General features: G+C 50.0%; 16 protein-coding genes. 5 read left to right on the forward strand and 11 right to left on the reverse strand.

Features of this window, described 5'->3' with window-relative positions; all coding sequences use genetic code 11:
- Nucleotides 1–210: 210 nt before the first annotated feature.
- A complete protein-coding gene (locus ACTS3T_RS00930; RefSeq protein ID WP_377965342.1) occupies nt 211–1,071 on the reverse strand; it encodes a tRNA (5-methylaminomethyl-2-thiouridine)(34)-methyltransferase MnmD in 861 nt (286 codons plus the stop codon).
- Nucleotides 1,072–1,077: 6 nt separating this feature from the next.
- Complete coding sequence (locus ACTS3T_RS00935) at nt 1,078–2,091, reverse strand: DNA/RNA non-specific endonuclease (protein WP_377965340.1); 1,014 nt, start codon at nt 2,089–2,091, stop codon at nt 1,078–1,080.
- A gap of 262 nt (nt 2,092–2,353) precedes the next feature.
- On the opposite strand from ACTS3T_RS00935, the gene sodN reads away from it, so the two are divergent.
- From sodN to ACTS3T_RS00950, 3 genes are all read left to right on the forward strand, one after another.
- The gene (gene sodN / locus ACTS3T_RS00940; protein ID WP_377965338.1) at nt 2,354–2,827 is read left to right on the forward strand and encodes a superoxide dismutase, Ni; all 474 of its coding nucleotides are present in this window, start codon (nt 2,354–2,356) and stop codon (nt 2,825–2,827) included.
- A 404-nt stretch (nt 2,828–3,231) separates the two neighbouring features.
- Complete coding sequence (gene sodX, locus ACTS3T_RS00945; protein ID WP_377965336.1) at nt 3,232–3,588, forward strand: nickel-type superoxide dismutase maturation protease; 357 nt, start codon at nt 3,232–3,234, stop codon at nt 3,586–3,588.
- A gap of 177 nt (nt 3,589–3,765) precedes the next feature.
- Nucleotides 3,766–4,272 (forward strand): GNAT family N-acetyltransferase, encoded by a 507-nt coding sequence (locus ACTS3T_RS00950; RefSeq protein WP_377965379.1) that lies wholly within the window; start codon nt 3,766–3,768, stop codon nt 4,270–4,272.
- Nucleotides 4,273–4,422: 150 nt separating this feature from the next.
- Here the strand turns inward: ACTS3T_RS00950 and ACTS3T_RS00955 are convergent, their stop codons facing one another.
- Nucleotides 4,423–6,063 carry a mechanosensitive ion channel gene (locus ACTS3T_RS00955; protein WP_377965334.1) on the reverse strand — a complete coding sequence of 547 codons (1,641 nt, stop codon included), beginning with the start codon at nt 6,061–6,063 and terminating at the stop codon, nt 4,423–4,425.
- A gap of 306 nt (nt 6,064–6,369) precedes the next feature.
- Between ACTS3T_RS00955 and ACTS3T_RS00960 the strand changes: the two genes are divergently transcribed.
- Complete coding sequence (locus tag ACTS3T_RS00960) at nt 6,370–6,816, forward strand: SRPBCC family protein (protein WP_377965332.1); 447 nt, start codon at nt 6,370–6,372, stop codon at nt 6,814–6,816.
- A gap of 165 nt (nt 6,817–6,981) precedes the next feature.
- On the opposite strand, the gene ACTS3T_RS00965 is transcribed toward ACTS3T_RS00960, so the two are convergent.
- The 7 genes from ACTS3T_RS00965 to tmk all read right to left on the reverse strand — a co-directional run bounded on the left by ACTS3T_RS00965 (nt 6,982) and on the right by tmk (nt 13,477).
- The gene (locus tag ACTS3T_RS00965) at nt 6,982–7,467 is read right to left on the reverse strand and encodes a T3SS (YopN, CesT) and YbjN peptide-binding chaperone 1 (RefSeq protein WP_377965330.1); all 486 of its coding nucleotides are present in this window, start codon (nt 7,465–7,467) and stop codon (nt 6,982–6,984) included.
- A 6-nt stretch (nt 7,468–7,473) separates the two neighbouring features.
- Nucleotides 7,474–8,259: an ATP-binding cassette domain-containing protein gene (locus ACTS3T_RS00970; RefSeq protein ID WP_377965328.1), complete on the reverse strand. Its 786-nt coding sequence runs from the start codon at nt 8,257–8,259 to the stop codon at nt 7,474–7,476.
- On the reverse strand, nt 8,256–9,428 hold the full coding sequence (gene devC / locus ACTS3T_RS00975) for an ABC transporter permease DevC (protein ID WP_377965326.1): 1,173 nt from the start codon (nt 9,426–9,428) through the stop codon (nt 8,256–8,258). Before devC (ACTS3T_RS00975) ends, ACTS3T_RS00970 begins: the two co-directional genes overlap by 4 nt.
- 13 nt (nt 9,429–9,441) lie before the next feature.
- Nucleotides 9,442–10,590, reverse strand: a complete 1,149-nt coding sequence (gene devC, locus ACTS3T_RS00980) for an ABC transporter permease DevC (RefSeq protein WP_377965324.1) — start codon at nt 10,588–10,590, stop codon at nt 9,442–9,444.
- Nucleotides 10,587–11,774 (reverse strand): efflux RND transporter periplasmic adaptor subunit, encoded by a 1,188-nt coding sequence (locus ACTS3T_RS00985; RefSeq protein WP_377965322.1) that lies wholly within the window; start codon nt 11,772–11,774, stop codon nt 10,587–10,589. The genes devC (ACTS3T_RS00980) and ACTS3T_RS00985 overlap by 4 nt, the downstream gene beginning before the upstream one ends.
- A gap of 96 nt (nt 11,775–11,870) precedes the next feature.
- Complete coding sequence (locus ACTS3T_RS00990) at nt 11,871–12,821, reverse strand: DNA polymerase III subunit delta' (RefSeq protein WP_377965320.1); 951 nt, start codon at nt 12,819–12,821, stop codon at nt 11,871–11,873.
- Nucleotides 12,764–13,477 carry a dTMP kinase gene (gene tmk, locus ACTS3T_RS00995; RefSeq protein ID WP_377965318.1) on the reverse strand — a complete coding sequence of 238 codons (714 nt, stop codon included), beginning with the start codon at nt 13,475–13,477 and terminating at the stop codon, nt 12,764–12,766. Before tmk ends, ACTS3T_RS00990 begins: the two co-directional genes overlap by 58 nt.
- A gap of 600 nt (nt 13,478–14,077) precedes the next feature.
- Here tmk and ACTS3T_RS01000 point away from each other — a divergent pair.
- Complete coding sequence (locus ACTS3T_RS01000) at nt 14,078–14,401, forward strand: hypothetical protein (protein WP_377965316.1); 324 nt, start codon at nt 14,078–14,080, stop codon at nt 14,399–14,401.
- Between the two features lie 72 nt (nt 14,402–14,473).
- Here ACTS3T_RS01000 and ACTS3T_RS01005 read toward each other — a convergent pair whose 3' ends face one another.
- Nucleotides 14,474–14,887 (reverse strand): FHA domain-containing protein, encoded by a 414-nt coding sequence (locus ACTS3T_RS01005; protein WP_462934628.1) that lies wholly within the window; start codon nt 14,885–14,887, stop codon nt 14,474–14,476.
- Nucleotides 14,888–14,900 lie beyond the last annotated feature (13 nt).

Genomic DNA, 14,900 nt, shown 5'->3' on the forward strand with positions numbered 1-14,900 from the left:
CAGAATAGGTCTGCATAGTTACTACTAACAGTTCCCTAGCCCAGAAGTCAGGACAAAAGCTGGGCAGGGATAAATGTTTGTAGTTTGATGCACCCCCATTCTCAATTTCTATAGTGTCAAGCTCAGTGAAAAACGAAAATAGGCTTTCTACGGAGATTACTGTAAATAGCGTAAAAAATAAGCTAAATTGCGGATGAATTTACTGTGAAATCATAGTAAAGAACGCCAGCGTTTTCGCCAGCGGGTGGTTGGCTCCAGCGGTGACTGGGCCTGCTCATGGCGGCGGCGTTGCTGAATGACGGTGGCTGTATCGGTCAAATGCGGATCGCGGTAAGGAACGGCGGCTCGTGTTTGTAAATGTTCTTGAGCTTGCTGGCAGAGCGGTACTAAGTCAATGGCATGAAAGCTAGCCAATGTCCCTGGCCAGCGCCGACCAGCGACCGGATTTTCACCTAGTTTTAAGCCCGCAGCCAACAGCGCTATTCTGACGGCGGCAGCGGCAGAATAGGTGGCTAAGCGTCCGTCTGGCTTGAGACAATAGGCCACCTGCTGCAGAAATTCGAGGCTCCAAAGCTGGGGGCAGCTTGGCGGCGAAAAGGGATCTAGAAAAATAGCATCGGCTTGAAACGGTTTCTGAGTTAGCAGATAGATTTGTTGACGGGCATCTCCTAATAGGAGTTGGGCTTGCAGGCGATCGCTGTTGATTTGCTGTTGCTGAGCCAATGCTTTTAAGCTGGCTTGGACAGGTTGACTCCAGCGGTTAATTAAACCTTGAGCGATCGCCGCTTGCGGTATGGCAGCATCTAACTCTAGGCCAACCCAAACAACCTGGCAGTGAGGATTCGCTTGCCAAATGGTTTCGAGAGCAGCGGCTGTGTTGTAACCTAAGCCGTAGCAGATATCTAAAAGGCAAAGCCGACCCTGGCAAGCTTTTTGGGCTAGCTGAGTCGCTTCTACATAGGTTTGTTGCGCCTCTCGGTAAGCGCCTTCGCGATTGTGAAAATGTTCGCCAAAGGCGTTGGAATAAAAAGTGTAAGAACCATCGGCAGTGAGTTCGGGGACAAACTCCACTACGATTTACTCCTGCGCTTCAAGGACGGCTTCGACATCGTCGGGCAAGTTAGCCAGCAGATCGTAGCCAGTGGCTGCTTCAATACTATCAATAGAAGTTTGATAAGCGCGCCAGTTAGCGGTTATCTCGTTGCGGTTAGGCATGTCTACTGCAATGACTGGGGTGTCTGGTTCAATGGCCAGCGTTGCGGCTGCGGAGGCGTCTAAAACGACGATGACTTTCCAAAGCCGACTGGGAATTGTAATGGCTCTTTCTGCCAGACTGTCTTGGACGCCATAGGCTCCGGCGATAATGTAAAGAACGCGATCTTGCTGATAGACTAAATCGCGAGAATATTCTTCTAGCTCTCGCCAGGGGCCGCGGTTGTTGTTGGGGGCTTGGGGTACAATGTTGGTCATCAAAAAGGTTGCTGAGTTATCTGTCTGGCTAGCGGTGCGATCGCCAGAAGGAACCAAATGCCCCCGATCGAACCCACTACCGCGATAGTCATCGGGGGTGACTTGATAAACGCCACCGGGTAGCCCCCCATCTTGGCGAAAATCATTTTGGCGATCGACACCGCCTAACCAGTCGGCTGAAAGCTGCCAGCTAGCCCAGTTAGCTGTACCGCGATCGCGGTTGTAAGCCAGAGCATACTGCGATCGCTCAATTAGAAAATTGCTGAGATTATTCAAATTGGCATTGCTCGGATTGCCCAAAGCTAAGTGAGGGCTACGGCTTTCAGGCGCTGAATCATCTCGCTCCCAGGTGATAGTTGGCAAACTTTCACACGCTTGGCCATTGTTGTCTTGGTCAAGCCCATACGGATCGCCTACAAAGGCATCTAGCACCCGCTGAGCCAACGCCTGACCGATAAAATCATTGCAGTTGCATTCATCCTGAACGCAGGGCGGCAAAACCGTTGACTCTGGAGGTGCGGCATTGAAAAAGCCTAAAAAAGCTGTTAGCGGACTACAGCCGGTGAGCAAACTGGCTAGCAGCAGGGTACTGACCCCATGAAATAATGAAATTCTCGGCATTTTGTTCAGTAATGGCCTCTGACGACTCTACTACTTTTGATAGAAAACCCGAGACAAGTTGGCCTTGATCGGGCAAAACACTTGTCGCAATCGACCAGTTGCCATAAAAATGGGGATGGGGGGGATAGGGATGCTGAAAGATTCTGTATATGGATCTGCTGCACCTAGCATCTGTCTTCATCGGTTGAGACAGGGTGTTTCTAAATTTCCCCAATTTTGTCAATTTCTAATTTTTCCTAAAGCGAGCGAATTTTAATTCACTATGCTAAGCAAAGCAATTTCTACACTAAAAGCCTGGTTTCCCGCCCCCGCGGTTCATGCTCACTGTGACGGGCCTTGTGGTGTTTACGATCCGTCTGCTGCTCGAATCAACGCCGAAGCGGTGCTTTCCATGACCAAAAAAATCATGGATCTTGAAATTCCTGCAACTAGCGATAAGGCAGCCTGGATTACCTACGAGAACACCCTATCCCGCTACGTTGCCATTAAAGAAGAGCAGGCTCAAAAAGCCAAGGAAGAAATTCTGATTTTATGGACTGACTACTTCAAGCCAGTTCATCTAGACAAGTATCCCGACCTGCATGACACCTTCTGGAAGGCTGCTAAACTCTGCTCTGCTTGCAAAGTAGAAGTCAGCCTACAGCACGCTCAAGAACTGATGGAAGCTGTGCAAAAAATCCACAATATGTTTTGGGCGACTAAAGATCGCGATGTTTCCTGGTATACCGCTAGCTAGTCGCGCGATCGCCTGCTTTGCCAGCCGTTGCAATAGCTAATGTCGAGTCGGGGTTGTTCGCGTAGCGATCCCGACTCAGCACAACCGAATGAAACGTTGTTTTATATCCAAGACTTAATCTGGCGGCAAAAGACCGCTCACACAGAACTGTGAGGCTATCGGCACAGCTTAGCCAAAGATAGAAGGCTATAGGCAGAAGGCAGAATAAAGGGTTTTAGCCATTTGAAGGTCTTAACCGCGGTGGCTACAGCGATAACCCTTTTTTTTCATTCTAGGGAGAATCGACGAATTTACGTTGTTTTGGCCTACGAGCAATCCAGCTCTGACGCCAGTTTGATGGCAGCGGAATAACCCAGAACTTTGTATCGTTTCCAATCAATTTGTTCGTCAGATTTGTTGCAAAAATGACAGGCGATTTACCCAGCAGCAGGTGGCTAGATCTGCTGCTTTGGTGTTTCAAAAAACGTCAACGATTCCGGGTGGTCAACTGCTCGATGCAGCCACTCTTGCAACCAGGCGACGAAGTTTTGCTAGACCCCACCGCTTATAGTCAGGCGCAGCCACAAGTTGGAGATTTGGTTGTGGCGCTACATCCCCAGCGCTCTAACTTTCGCATCATCAAGCGAGTGGTGGCGGTTACGGCAGAAGGAGCTTGTTTACTTCAAGGCGACAATAGGGCTGCTAGTGAAGATAGCCGTGTGTTTGGCGCTGTGGCCGCTCACCAAATACTCGGCAAAGTTGTCTGTCGATTCTTCTGTTGAGGATTGTCTGAAGCTCAAGGTAGAGGGCAGAAAAAAAGTTTTTGGGGCTTTAGCTATTGGAGTGTTTCGGCTATAGCTATCTCAACTGGGATGCTAACGCTAGTGTTGATTTGCGGCGGCAGTTGGCCGCAAAAATTAGATTGCTGATAGGTAGTACACGAACTTGTGATGGCAACGATGCACAATCCTTCTGACTTGGCAGAAAATCTTACGATTGAGGCGGCCACACCCACTGACATCCCGGCTTTGTTTGAGTTGGTTAGGGCTTTGGCTGAGTATGAAAAACTAGCTCACGAGGTTACTGGCACTGCGGCTGATTTGCACGAGCACTTGTTTGGCGATCGCCCCTATGCTGAAGCTTTGGTCGCCAGAGTGCAGGGAACGGCTGCTGGGTTCGCTCTGTTTTTCCATAACTTTTCGACTTTTTTGATGAGGCCCGGTGTGTATCTAGAAGATCTTTTTGTGCTGCCCGCTTACCGGGGGCAAGGAATTGGTAAAGCCCTGATTCGACACGTCGCTCAGGTAGCGGTCGAACGAGGTTGTGGGCGGCTAGACTGGAGTGTTTTAGACTGGAATACGCCTGCAATTGAGTTTTATCAACGTATGGGGGCTGACATTAAACCCGAATGGCAGCTTTGCCGAGTGACGGGCACCGCATTAGCAGATTTGGCAATGTATAGCTAAAGGCAGAAAGTTTTTCATTTTGCCTAGTCTCTGCTTTTGCCTGCAGCGATAAAACCCCGGACTCTTCATCGTCGCCGAGCATTCAGGCGCGATTAGGAATTCGGGGTTTTAAGGTTCAAGCAAGGTTTAAGTAACGAACTGAGCCAAAGCTTAGTAAGGCCGATTGTTCTTAAAGCTATTGAGCCATTCACGCATTTGTTCTGCCGCAATATCGCGTCCGCCTAGACCAAAGGCGATCGCGATCGCAACGGCAACTGCCCCCAGCAGCAAGCCAAAAGCAAGGTTCACAATGTCAGTGGCTACCCCTGCTTGCTGTAGAGCCATAGCTCCCACAAAAGCAATGGTAATAATCCGGGCGGCTTGAGCCAACGTGCGGGCTTGAGGATTATTGATGCTGGTGATGGCTCTAAAGGCCAGGTTCGAGAAGTACAAGCCGATCGCAAAAACAACCACACCGCTGAGAACGCGAGCAGATACTCGCATAATTGCCCGCACAATGTCGGTGAGCTGGTCAAAGCCCAAGGTTTCGGTGGCTGTAATAATGCCAAATAGGACAATACCCACCAAGACAATGATGCCAACAATTTCTGAAGGAGTGCTTCCTGGTGTTTGTACGGTCGTTTCTGGCTGACCTTCTGTATTAGGGATGGTACGGACTTCTCTGGCAGCCGATACTGAGAGTTCAGGCAAGCCCAAAACGCCAAAGATGCGATCGAACCCTACACTGGTGAGAATACTGCTGACCAAATCTGCAACAAAGCGCCCCACCACGTAGGCAATGATAATGATTAAACCCGCCGTCACGATTTGCGGTACGGCAGCTAGCGCCCGCTCTAACATAACAATAGCGGGGGCAGAAACGGCTTCTAGGTCTAGCTCATTGAGGGCTACAATCGCGACAGGAATCAGAATCAGTACGTAAACAATCGTGCCGATAAGGTTTGAAAGCGCTACCCCTTCGCGAGTGGTTTCAGCTAGGCCAAAACGAGTGCCTAAGCGATCGATGCCAGTGGCGATCAAAAAGTTGGTGACAATGCCGCGTACGATCCGGGCGATGAGCCAGCCAATGCCCAGAACCAGCAGTGCGGTCAGAATTTGGGGAATTGCTGAGAGGAACTGATCGATTAAATCTTGAACGGGTTCGAGCAGCCCTTCTAACTCTAGAGCGCTCAAAATCAGCGGCAAAAATAATAGAAAAACAAACCAGTAAAGAATATCGCCAATGGTCTCATTGACCAGAAAAGGGCCAGTGTTGCCCCCGGTCTGCTCGGCTAGGCGATCGTCTAAGTTAAAGCGAGACAGTCCTCGCGTCACTAACAGCTTAACTAGAGTCGCAATCAGCCATGCCAACCCTAACAGCAGCGCTGCTCCGGCAATCCTCGGTAGGTATAAAAAGATTTGCTGTAGTAAGTTGTTCAGCGGTTCTGACACTTCGGTCAGATTCAAGGCTTTAAGAAAAGCAACCAGCGTAAAGATCAAAATGATCCAGTAGACGACGGTTGCAATCCAGTTTTCGACTGGAACATCTTGATCGCGATCGCGTCCCATTACCATGTTGGCAATGCGATCATCCAGGTTGGTGCGATTGAGCAAGCCACGGGTCAGCGACGCGGCGATCGTCGCAATCAGCCAGCCAGCTAGCAAAATGAGGATAGCGGCGACCAAATTAGGCAGAAAGCTACCAAACCGATTGCCTAGCTGAGTGACAAAAACATTGGTGTCACCCTCTTGGGCAAGGATCGGAGGAATGGGCAAAGCAGAATAAATCTCTGCTGCAGTCTGAAGAGTCATGATCATGAATTTTGTTCTGTAGTCAAAGAAGGCGAGACTGACGAGTTAAAGGCTAGCCTCTGGTGAAAGACTGACGTGAAACCAAAATTTTCACAAGCCCCAAGTAACTTCTCTAATCAAGTAGGCTTAAGAGAGAGGCCAAAAAGGGATAACCCTGGGTTCATCGAGAATTCACATTAATAGTGGGAATTTTAGGGGCTGCCGTCAAGGAACTGAGAGAAATTAAGCAATTTTACTGATAAAAAAGCGTAATTTCTGAGATTCTTGCTGTCATCCAGCCTTAGATAGACCTGCTGCTTGCGAGAGATGCCAGACAACCGCGTTTTTGAGCAGACTATTTTTATTCGGGCCAGTGCGACCACGGTTGAGCGCTGCATTGTTGATTTAGATCTGATGCATCGCTGGTTAAATCCGGCATTGCGCTGCGAGCCGATTGGCGAGTGGACTTCGGCACTAGGTAGCCAAAGTCGCTTTATTGTCGATGTTCCATTGCTTCAGCCCACGTTGATAAGTACCGTGGTTGAACGAGAACCAGGATTGGTGGTTTGGCAATTTGAAGGATTTTTTCAGGGACGCGATCGCTGGGAGTGTTTACCGCACGAACAGGGGACACAGTTACTCAATCGCTTTGAGTTTAAAGTTCCAAACCCCATTGTCGCTTTTGGTTTTAACACGTTTGCAGCCAAGTGGACGCAGCAAGATATGCAAGCTCAACTGCAGCGGCTAAAGCAGGTGGCTGAGCGTTTGGAATAGAGAACGGATTAAACGGATGTGGAAAAAGCGGCGTTGTGCTTTTACCCGCACGCTTCTGCCAGCGCGGGCAATTTCAAAAAGTGACTAAAGAGATGGGCTTAGCTGCTGTTGCTTGCTGTTGCCTCAAGAGACTATGAAGCGCTGTTTTTTCGGCGGCAAGATTTTCTAAATGTCTACGGAGGTGCGATCGATCCCTCGCTGCCCGCCAAAGCGAGCGGCAATGATATCGTCATAAGTGTCGGCAATCGTGACTACTGACAGAATGCAGGTTTGCAGCTCCATTAGATCCATATTTTCGCCCCCCAGTACGCTTTCGGCAAATAGCACCTGTCCGGCTTCGTCAATATGAAAAGCACCAAAGCGCATACGACGATTTTCTAGCAGCAAAAACTTGAGCAGGTCACACGCCAGACTGCTGCCAATGGTAACGCAGCTAGTTGCCCGAACAATCGCTAAGTCGGCGGTTTCCCAGGGATGCACTTCCCAGGGTAAAACTTCGACTTCTACCATCGTCGAGCCGTAGAGAATATCAAATTTGGGTCGTTGGGGATGAACTCGCAACGAGTCTTTGAAAAGCTGGGTTTGGGTAAGATAGTCAGCGACTTTTTTATGAGTGAGCTGCTGTACCTGGTTGGCAAACTCCATCAGCATAGGGGCTTACATAATAAACATGCGGCGATCGAGACTTTTGGGATCATGGGTTTGAACAAAGTTGCCCAAATCTTGATCGGACTCTAAGCGACCATCGACCAAATTAATAATGCGATCGGCAACGTCTAAGATGCGGTTGTCATGGGTCACCATCAAGATTGTTCGCTGCTGTTCTTTGGCTAGCTTTTGCATCAGGGTGACAACATCACGTCCTGATTTTTTATCTAAAGCGGCTGTTGGTTCGTCTGCTAGCACCAAACGCGGTTGATTGACCAAAGCCCGCGCGATCGCCACTCGTTGTTTTTGCCCACCTGAGAGCGATTGCGGTTTGTAATTGACGCGATCTTTCAAGCCGATTTGAGCCAAGATCTCTACAGCTTGCTCGTGTTTAGAATCAAAGTTGCCCAGCAGTTCTACCGCCATTTCTACATTTTGAGCAGCAGTTAGCGATTCAAACAAATTGTGAGCTTGAAAGATAAAGCCAATATTGCGGCGCACCTGAACCAGTTGGCGGTTGCCCAAGCCGACCAATTCTTGGCCTAAGACGGTTAAGCTACCTTGGTGTGCTGAGCGCAAAGCGCCAATAAGCGTCAGCAGCGTCGTTTTACCTGATCCCGATGGCCCGGTCATAATCACAATCTGACCCACGGGCAAATCTAAGCTAATGTCAAACAACACTTGTTTGCGCAAGTCGCCCCGACCAAAGTAATAGTTCAAATGGCGAATCTGCACCGCGATCGCCTCTGGTACGGCAGCGGTAGGGAGGTTAGGAGTATCGGTGACCTCTCTCATCCAAACACCTCTGCTGGGTCAGTAGATTGAACTTTACGAACCGCGATCGCCCCCGAAATCAGACACATCACAAAAGTCAGACCATAGAGGGCAAAAATACGCTGCAGCGTCATCTCAAACAAGAGTCCAGTGGCGGTGCCCGCTAGCGTGTATAACAAAGCTGCCACCAAAAAACCCGGAATAAATCCCAACAGCGACAGCACCGCCGCCTCTTGCATGACAATGCCAAACAAAAAGCTGTTTTTATAGCCCATTGCTTTGAGGGTGGCATACTCAGCCCAATGATCGGCTACGTCTGTGTAAAGAATTTGGTAAACCAAAATAATCCCTACTACAAAGCCCATCGCAGTCAGCAAGGTAAAGACAAAGCCAATATTGGTGTTTTCTTGCCAGTAGGCTCGCTCGCGGGCAACAAATCCACTTGGGCCATCTCGGGGCAAAATTAAAACGTCGTTAGGAATGTTTTGCTGCAAAACGCCAACGAGACGATCAATGTCGGTTCCAGGCCGGACTTTGATCAAACCCACATCGGCGGTGGCAAAGCTGCGTTCTTCTTCTTCGGGGCCGCGATTGGCAAAATAGCGCAAGAAATTAAGGTCGCTCATGATTAAGTTGCCGTTGCCAGAAGCAAAGTCGGTGCCCAGCGAGTAGGTACCGACAATACGAATCTGGCGCTCAGCTAGCTCAGTTTCAATGCCAACTTGTGTTGGCCCCACTTCTGGTCGGGCTTTGGTGTCAATGATGGCGGTATTGGGTAGCTTTAGCGCTTCTAAATGCGCTAAGACTTCTGGCATCAGCAAGACCGGATCGCCCAAGTTGAAAGCTAAGACTCTGACCGGACGCGTCTTTCGTGTTTCTGGATTTTTCCAGTTGGCATCGCTAATGTAGATCGGGTAGGCATCTTCAACCCCTTCGTAGGCTCTAGCTTGGTACAGCCGTCGTCTAGCAAAAGCAATCGGCACAAACATATTAGATTTGAGTCGATTAATCATGACGATTTCACCATTCAACTGATTCAAAAGCTGTAGCTGGCTGTCGTAAAGGGCGTTCATAAAGCCAGTAAATAAAAACATCAGCAAGACGGCAAAGCCGACGCCGCCCAGAGAGGTGATAAACTTGCGGCGATCGTGAATTAGATTCAGGATGGCTAATGGTGTTCGCTTCCACACGGCTTTAACCCTTTTAAGCAAAGACATCTGCCGGATCAGCCTGCATCGCCCGCCGCACTGAGGCTAGCCCCGACAGACCACACATCAGCACGGTAAGGATCAGCACAAAAATGACCCGGCCTAGATTCATGCTGATGGGCAAGCTACCAGCGGTGGCGCTCACCGTTAGCTGATACAGCACCAGCGACACTAGCAACCCTGGCACATAGCCCATTAAGGCTAACAGCACCGCTTCTTGCAGCACCACCTTAAACAGGTAGCTGTTGCGATAGCCCATTGCTTTGAGGGTGGCGTATTCAGGTAAATGATCGCGAATGTCGGTGTAAAGAATCTGGTAGACAATAACGGTGCCGACGATGAAAGACACAGCCACGCCCAAGCTAAAGATGAAACCAATCGAGGTGGTTTGAATCCAAAAATTGCGATCGCGCTCAATAATTTCTGTTTTAGTTAATACCAGTACATCTGCTGGTAACTGCTCTTGCAAAGCCGCCGCAGTGCGGTCAATGTCGGCGGTAGGGGCTAGCTTGATCAAGCCGACGTTAATTAAGTCTAGCGGTCGGGGATCAAAAAAACGTCGAAAATTTTGATCGCTCATAATCAGCGTGCCATCTGCTGCAAAGCCGCCGCCGAGGGTGTACTGACCGCCAATAGTGACTTGGCGACGGTCGGCTTCAGTTTCTAGCCCCGTGGTTTGAGGGCCAAACTCAGGTCGAGATAAGCTGTCGATGAAGACTACATTCGGCTGCCGGAGGATTTGCTGGGCGGCGGGGGTTTGCAGCTCTGGCATTAAAAACACCGGATCTTCAGGATTAATGCCATAGACAAACATGGCTCGGCTGATGCGTGTTTCGGGATTGCGCCATAGCATGTAGTCGGCATAAAGGGGCATAGCGGCTTCAACGCCCTCAATCCCTGCGACTTGGTATAGTCGCTCGATCGGAAAAGGTTGAGTAGAGCTGATTTCGAGAGACTGGGGTGAAATTAAAAAAATCTCGGCATTGAACTGGGTGTAAAAGTTGGTTGCAGTGGTAATCAAAGCCCCCAAAAATCCCAGGTTCATAAAAATTAGCAGCACGGCAAAGGAGACACCTGCGATCGCAACCAACAAGCGGGTGCGCTCGTGTAGCAGGTTGTACCAGGCTAGGGGAATGCCGTTCATCCATCCTCATCGGTGACATCAATCACCACATCTACCTGGAGGTTGGTGAGGCTCGCGACCGCTTGGCTATCGCCTTCATCAATGCGGATGCGGACTTCGACAACGCGGGCATCGGCGTTAGCCGCCGGATCATCATCTAAAATATCGTTTTTGAAAATTTGCAGCCCGACTTCATCCACTACACCGACGAGGGTTTCGGCAAAAGCTCCGTTACGGCTGGTAATTTGAGCAGACTGCCCTACTTGCACCAAACCAATATCGGTTTCGTAAACTTCGGCCACAACAAACATTTGCTGAGTGTTGCCCATCGCCATCAGAGCGTCTCCCATCCCCACTGCTTCACCCGGCTGTACCAAAACATCTAAAATTTGCCCTGCTTGGGGAGCGCGAATGAGCGTGAGGGCTAGACGAGCTTCGGCTAGCGCTAAGTTTTGAGCGGCTGATTCAACCTTGACCTGCGCTTGAGAAAGCTGCAGTCCGGCTTCGGCTGAGCTAATTTGGGCTTGAGCGTTTCGCATATCAGTGAGGCGATTGGTTTCTAACTGCGATCGCGTGGCTAAGGCGCTATTAAGGTCTTCCTGGAGGCGATTGACCTCGGTTTGTTGCTGATCGAGTTCCTGGCGGGCGATCGCCCCTCGTTGATAAAGCTGTTGAAAACGCGTCAAATCGGTGCGTGCCAATGTCAGATCGGCTTCTAAGCTTTTGATGGTGGCTGCTTGGGCTTCTATGGCGTAGGTTTGAGGGGTATCAGACTGAGCGTAGCGGGTCTGGGCTTCTTGAATGCGCGTTTGTCCGACGGTGGTTTCGGCAGCTAGCAAGGCTTGGGCTTCAGCCAGTTCACTAGCAGCTAAATCGCGCTCTGCCAGACGCACTTCGTAGAGATCGAGATAAGCCAGTATTTGGTCGTCGGTAACAGTATCGCCTTCAGTCACTAAAATGCGACTGATGCGCCCCCCCTCTGAAGCCGCAATGTCCACCACTTGCCCTTGAGGTTCAATTCGTCCTAAGGCGGCGACGCTAACCTGTTGCGGCGGGGCTACTACCGCTTCTTCTAAGGCCACCTGACGCGCTACCATCAGCGATCGCGCCGTCCAAAACGTTGCTCCACCCACAAAAACCAAAGCCCCTAGCAATAGCCAAACGAGATTGCTTTTAAATGGCCCTTGAGTTTGATTTGCGTCCATAGATACTGCCTGTGTCGGTCAGTTTCGTTTGTCGTTGAGTATGGCTAAAATCTGATCACAATCTGTAACAACTCATCTTAGATCAGCCTGCTCGCTTCAGGATCTCACAAGCTGCATGAGGGTGACTTCCCAGACCAAACGCGGCTGTACAAAGCCTAACAAATGCTGTCGAGCTTGCTCTAGCTGCTGCAAATAAGGGATAGAGGCCGTAGTTGAAACTTGCCAGTATTGATGCTGCAGATAGTCCACCAGCCAAAGCTGCGTCTCAATTTCCAAAGTTTTGGCAATGTGTCGAGCTTGTTCGAGTGCTTGCCGCAAAGTCGCGGGTGGTTGCCGTAGCGCTTGCAACAGCTCAGCCGGAATAGCCTGTCGTTGCTGCCAGCTAGCGATCGCCTGACCGGGGCTACCCTGGGCGATCGCTAAAATCTCTGGATGCGCCAAAATTTCTGCCTGCCCGCTTTGAGTCAACACCTGCTGCATTTCGGCAGCACTAAGGCGACGAAAGGCAACCTGTTGACAGCGCGATACCAGCGTCGGCAGCAGCGCACTGCGATCGGGAGCCAGCAAAATCAACGTGGCTCGTCCAGGTTCTTCCAGCGTCTTTAATAAACCATTAGCGGCTGACTCAGCCATTGTTTCTGCTTGTTCAATAACCACTACGGCTCGTTCGGCTTCTAACGGCGGACGGCTGAGATAGCGGCTAATTTCCCGCACTTGCTCTAAACGAATTTGGGGCGGACTTTTGCGCCGTAGCCCAATATCCATTGCTTCAGTTGCTGTGAGGCGTTTACCCTGATGCAGATAAGTTGGCTCAACCCACAACAGATCAGGGTGGTTGCGCTGTTGAATACGGTGGCGTAGGGATGAGGGTGATTTTGTTGGGCTTAAAAGCTGCTCAGCCCAGGCACTAGCCGCCAGACTACGCCCCACTCCCTCTGGCCCGACAAACAAATAAGCTGGCGCTACGTGCTGTTGGGCAACTGCGCTTTCTAAAAGTTCGATGGCTTGGGATTGGCCGATGAGAGAGACGAAGGCAGCGGATACCATTGGCTCAGTTTGGCCTGCAAAATAGATTGAATGTGTTGCGCGATCGCGGTCTGAGAATCTTTAGCTTCAATAACCTGTGTGGTATGAGCGTTGCTTTGCGCCAAGTCCTCAAATCCCTGCTGTACCCGGCGATGAAAGCTCAGATCTGCCTGCTCCATTCTATCGGTTAGACCGCGCTGACGGGTGCGGTCTAGGCCAACTGCAACATCGAGCTTAAGCCATAGCGTCAAATCACTTTTGACGCCACCAGTAGCAATTTGATTGAGCTGTTCAATGAGAGAAAGGCTTAACCCCCGGCCATACCCCTGATAGGCCAGTGTGGAAGCGGTGAAGCGATCGCAGAGGATAAGATAACCCGCGGCTAAACAGGGACGAATCATTTCGTCAATATGCTGCGCCCGGTCGGCTGCATAAAGCAACAACTCTGCTGTGGGCTGAATCTGTTCTGAGTCTTGCGGCTGCAGCAAAATCTGCCGCAGTTGTGCGCCCAGATAAGTGCCCCCTGGCTGGCGAGTTTTCACAACACCCGCCACTAATTGGCTAGCTTGAAGCGATCGCAGTTCGGCACTGCTTTGCAGCCAGTCAAACAACAATTGCAGCTGAGTGGTCTTGCCACAGCCCTCAATTCCTTCAAAAACAATGAGTTTTCCCTGCATGTCAGTTCAATAAACGTTGCCGCATTGGCTACGGCTACCGGGTGGCGACATAAAATGAAATTTATCTAAAATTTTAAAGTTCAGAAGTTGTGGCCGAGTAGCAAGGATGCACCTGGAAAGCCAGCTTCCAAACCGGGATCAAACTAATCTTGGGCGATTCCTTGCCTACGGGCAAAAGTTCGGGCGAAAGATTGCAACACAGAGGAAAATCAGTAATATTACACACAAAAGTATTTGAGCCATCTGCTTTAGCTTAAGAGTGGCTAAGCCTTTCCAAGGGTCAGCTAAATGGCCGCCCCCAGTGAAGGACTAAGTAAATTAGTAGACGCCGCGTGACGCGCCTGTTCTGCAATCAAAATTGTAGGGCTTCAAGCTCAAAAAAGAAAAACGCTGCCAATTTAGAGAATCTTTCCTGAGACTGTATCGTTTTTTCGGAGAATATGGGTAGATGCAGGTTTGTTGTCTCTGGTGATCAGAAGCTAGTCTTAAAGAGGTAAATTAGGCATATTGTCTCTCTGTTGGCTCTATAGGGCATTGTTTCCCTGGTTAGACCCTCGTTTGTTCCCTGAGTTTAGATGATTTGTTGATATTTAGATTCTTATGGCTCGTTATACCAACTTATTCACATCAGCTGGTTCTGTGCCGACGCTGCGGCAATCGCTAGCCGAGACGCTGCGCGCTTGCGACCTCAACTTAGTCTACGAGACAGCCGACTACCTGGTGGCCAAAGAAAAGCCAGGGCAGGTTTCGTTTGCTAAGCTAACCACTGTTGAAGTTTTGATCAATCCGCCTTTAGCAGGCCAAAGCGAAGCGCGGGTCAATTTAGTGGTTAAAAATGAGGAGCTACCGCTACATGCCGACAACCACTGTCAGCAAGTTTTCGAAGCTGTCAATCAAGCCATTGTGCTGGCTCAAGCTTCCTAAGGGGGCAAAACCTCAAACTGGCTCATCTGAACTCAGGCTAGATTAGCCCACCCCAATGACAGGGATAGTTCATTAGTGCCCTGCGGTGTCGCCCTCGTCGGCTTCGTCAATCATGTTGGGGCTGATCAAAGTGATGTCGAACTCATCAGGGGGTAGCGTTGATCCAGAGTCACGTCTGAGCTGATAGTAAATAGCTCTTGCCTGAGGCCCAAAAACAATTTCATCCTCATTTTTGAGGTCGTGTGCCTGAATTTTACGGCCATTGATTAGCATACCGTTGGCGCTGGGTTTGCCTTTCAGGTTGCCATCTACAATCCGGTAGTAAAAAGTTTCGTCGTCCCTGGGCAGCTGTACTAAAGTCGCGTGGTGACGCGAGACAAACTGAGACGATAAGCGAATATCGCATTTTGGATCACGTCCGATTGAGTAGACTGACCCGTCTAAAATAATTTCGCGTCGTCCTTTACTATCTTCAACAATCAAAATGCTGCTGAACTGA

The organism is Almyronema sp. (genome assembly GCF_052168255.1).
Classification (GTDB): Bacteria; Cyanobacteriota; Cyanobacteriia; order Phormidesmidales; family Phormidesmidaceae; genus Sphaerothrix; species Sphaerothrix epifaneia.

What these genes read in the sequence shown, in the direction of transcription:
- ACTS3T_RS00935 (WP_377965340.1), bottom strand. Translation starts at nt 2,091, where the DNA reads ATGCCGAGAATTTCATTATTTCATGGGGTCAGTACCCTGCTGCTAGCC.
- sodN (WP_377965338.1), top strand. Translation starts at nt 2,354, where the DNA reads ATGCTAAGCAAAGCAATTTCTACACTAAAAGCCTGGTTTCCCGCCCCC.
- sodX (WP_377965336.1), top strand. Translation starts at nt 3,232, where the DNA reads ATGACAGGCGATTTACCCAGCAGCAGGTGGCTAGATCTGCTGCTTTGG.
- ACTS3T_RS00950 (WP_377965379.1), top strand. Translation starts at nt 3,766, where the DNA reads ATGCACAATCCTTCTGACTTGGCAGAAAATCTTACGATTGAGGCGGCC.
- ACTS3T_RS00955 (WP_377965334.1), bottom strand. Translation starts at nt 6,063, where the DNA reads ATGACTCTTCAGACTGCAGCAGAGATTTATTCTGCTTTGCCCATTCCT.
- ACTS3T_RS00960 (WP_377965332.1), top strand. Translation starts at nt 6,370, where the DNA reads ATGCCAGACAACCGCGTTTTTGAGCAGACTATTTTTATTCGGGCCAGT.
- ACTS3T_RS00965 (WP_377965330.1), bottom strand. Translation starts at nt 7,467, where the DNA reads ATGCTGATGGAGTTTGCCAACCAGGTACAGCAGCTCACTCATAAAAAA.
- ACTS3T_RS00970 (WP_377965328.1), bottom strand. Translation starts at nt 8,259, where the DNA reads ATGAGAGAGGTCACCGATACTCCTAACCTCCCTACCGCTGCCGTACCA.
- devC (WP_377965324.1), bottom strand. Translation starts at nt 10,590, where the DNA reads ATGAACGGCATTCCCCTAGCCTGGTACAACCTGCTACACGAGCGCACC.
- ACTS3T_RS00985 (WP_377965322.1), bottom strand. Translation starts at nt 11,774, where the DNA reads ATGGACGCAAATCAAACTCAAGGGCCATTTAAAAGCAATCTCGTTTGG.
- ACTS3T_RS00990 (WP_377965320.1), bottom strand. Translation starts at nt 12,821, where the DNA reads ATGGTATCCGCTGCCTTCGTCTCTCTCATCGGCCAATCCCAAGCCATC.
- tmk (WP_377965318.1), bottom strand. Translation starts at nt 13,477, where the DNA reads ATGCAGGGAAAACTCATTGTTTTTGAAGGAATTGAGGGCTGTGGCAAG.
- ACTS3T_RS01000 (WP_377965316.1), top strand. Translation starts at nt 14,078, where the DNA reads ATGGCTCGTTATACCAACTTATTCACATCAGCTGGTTCTGTGCCGACG.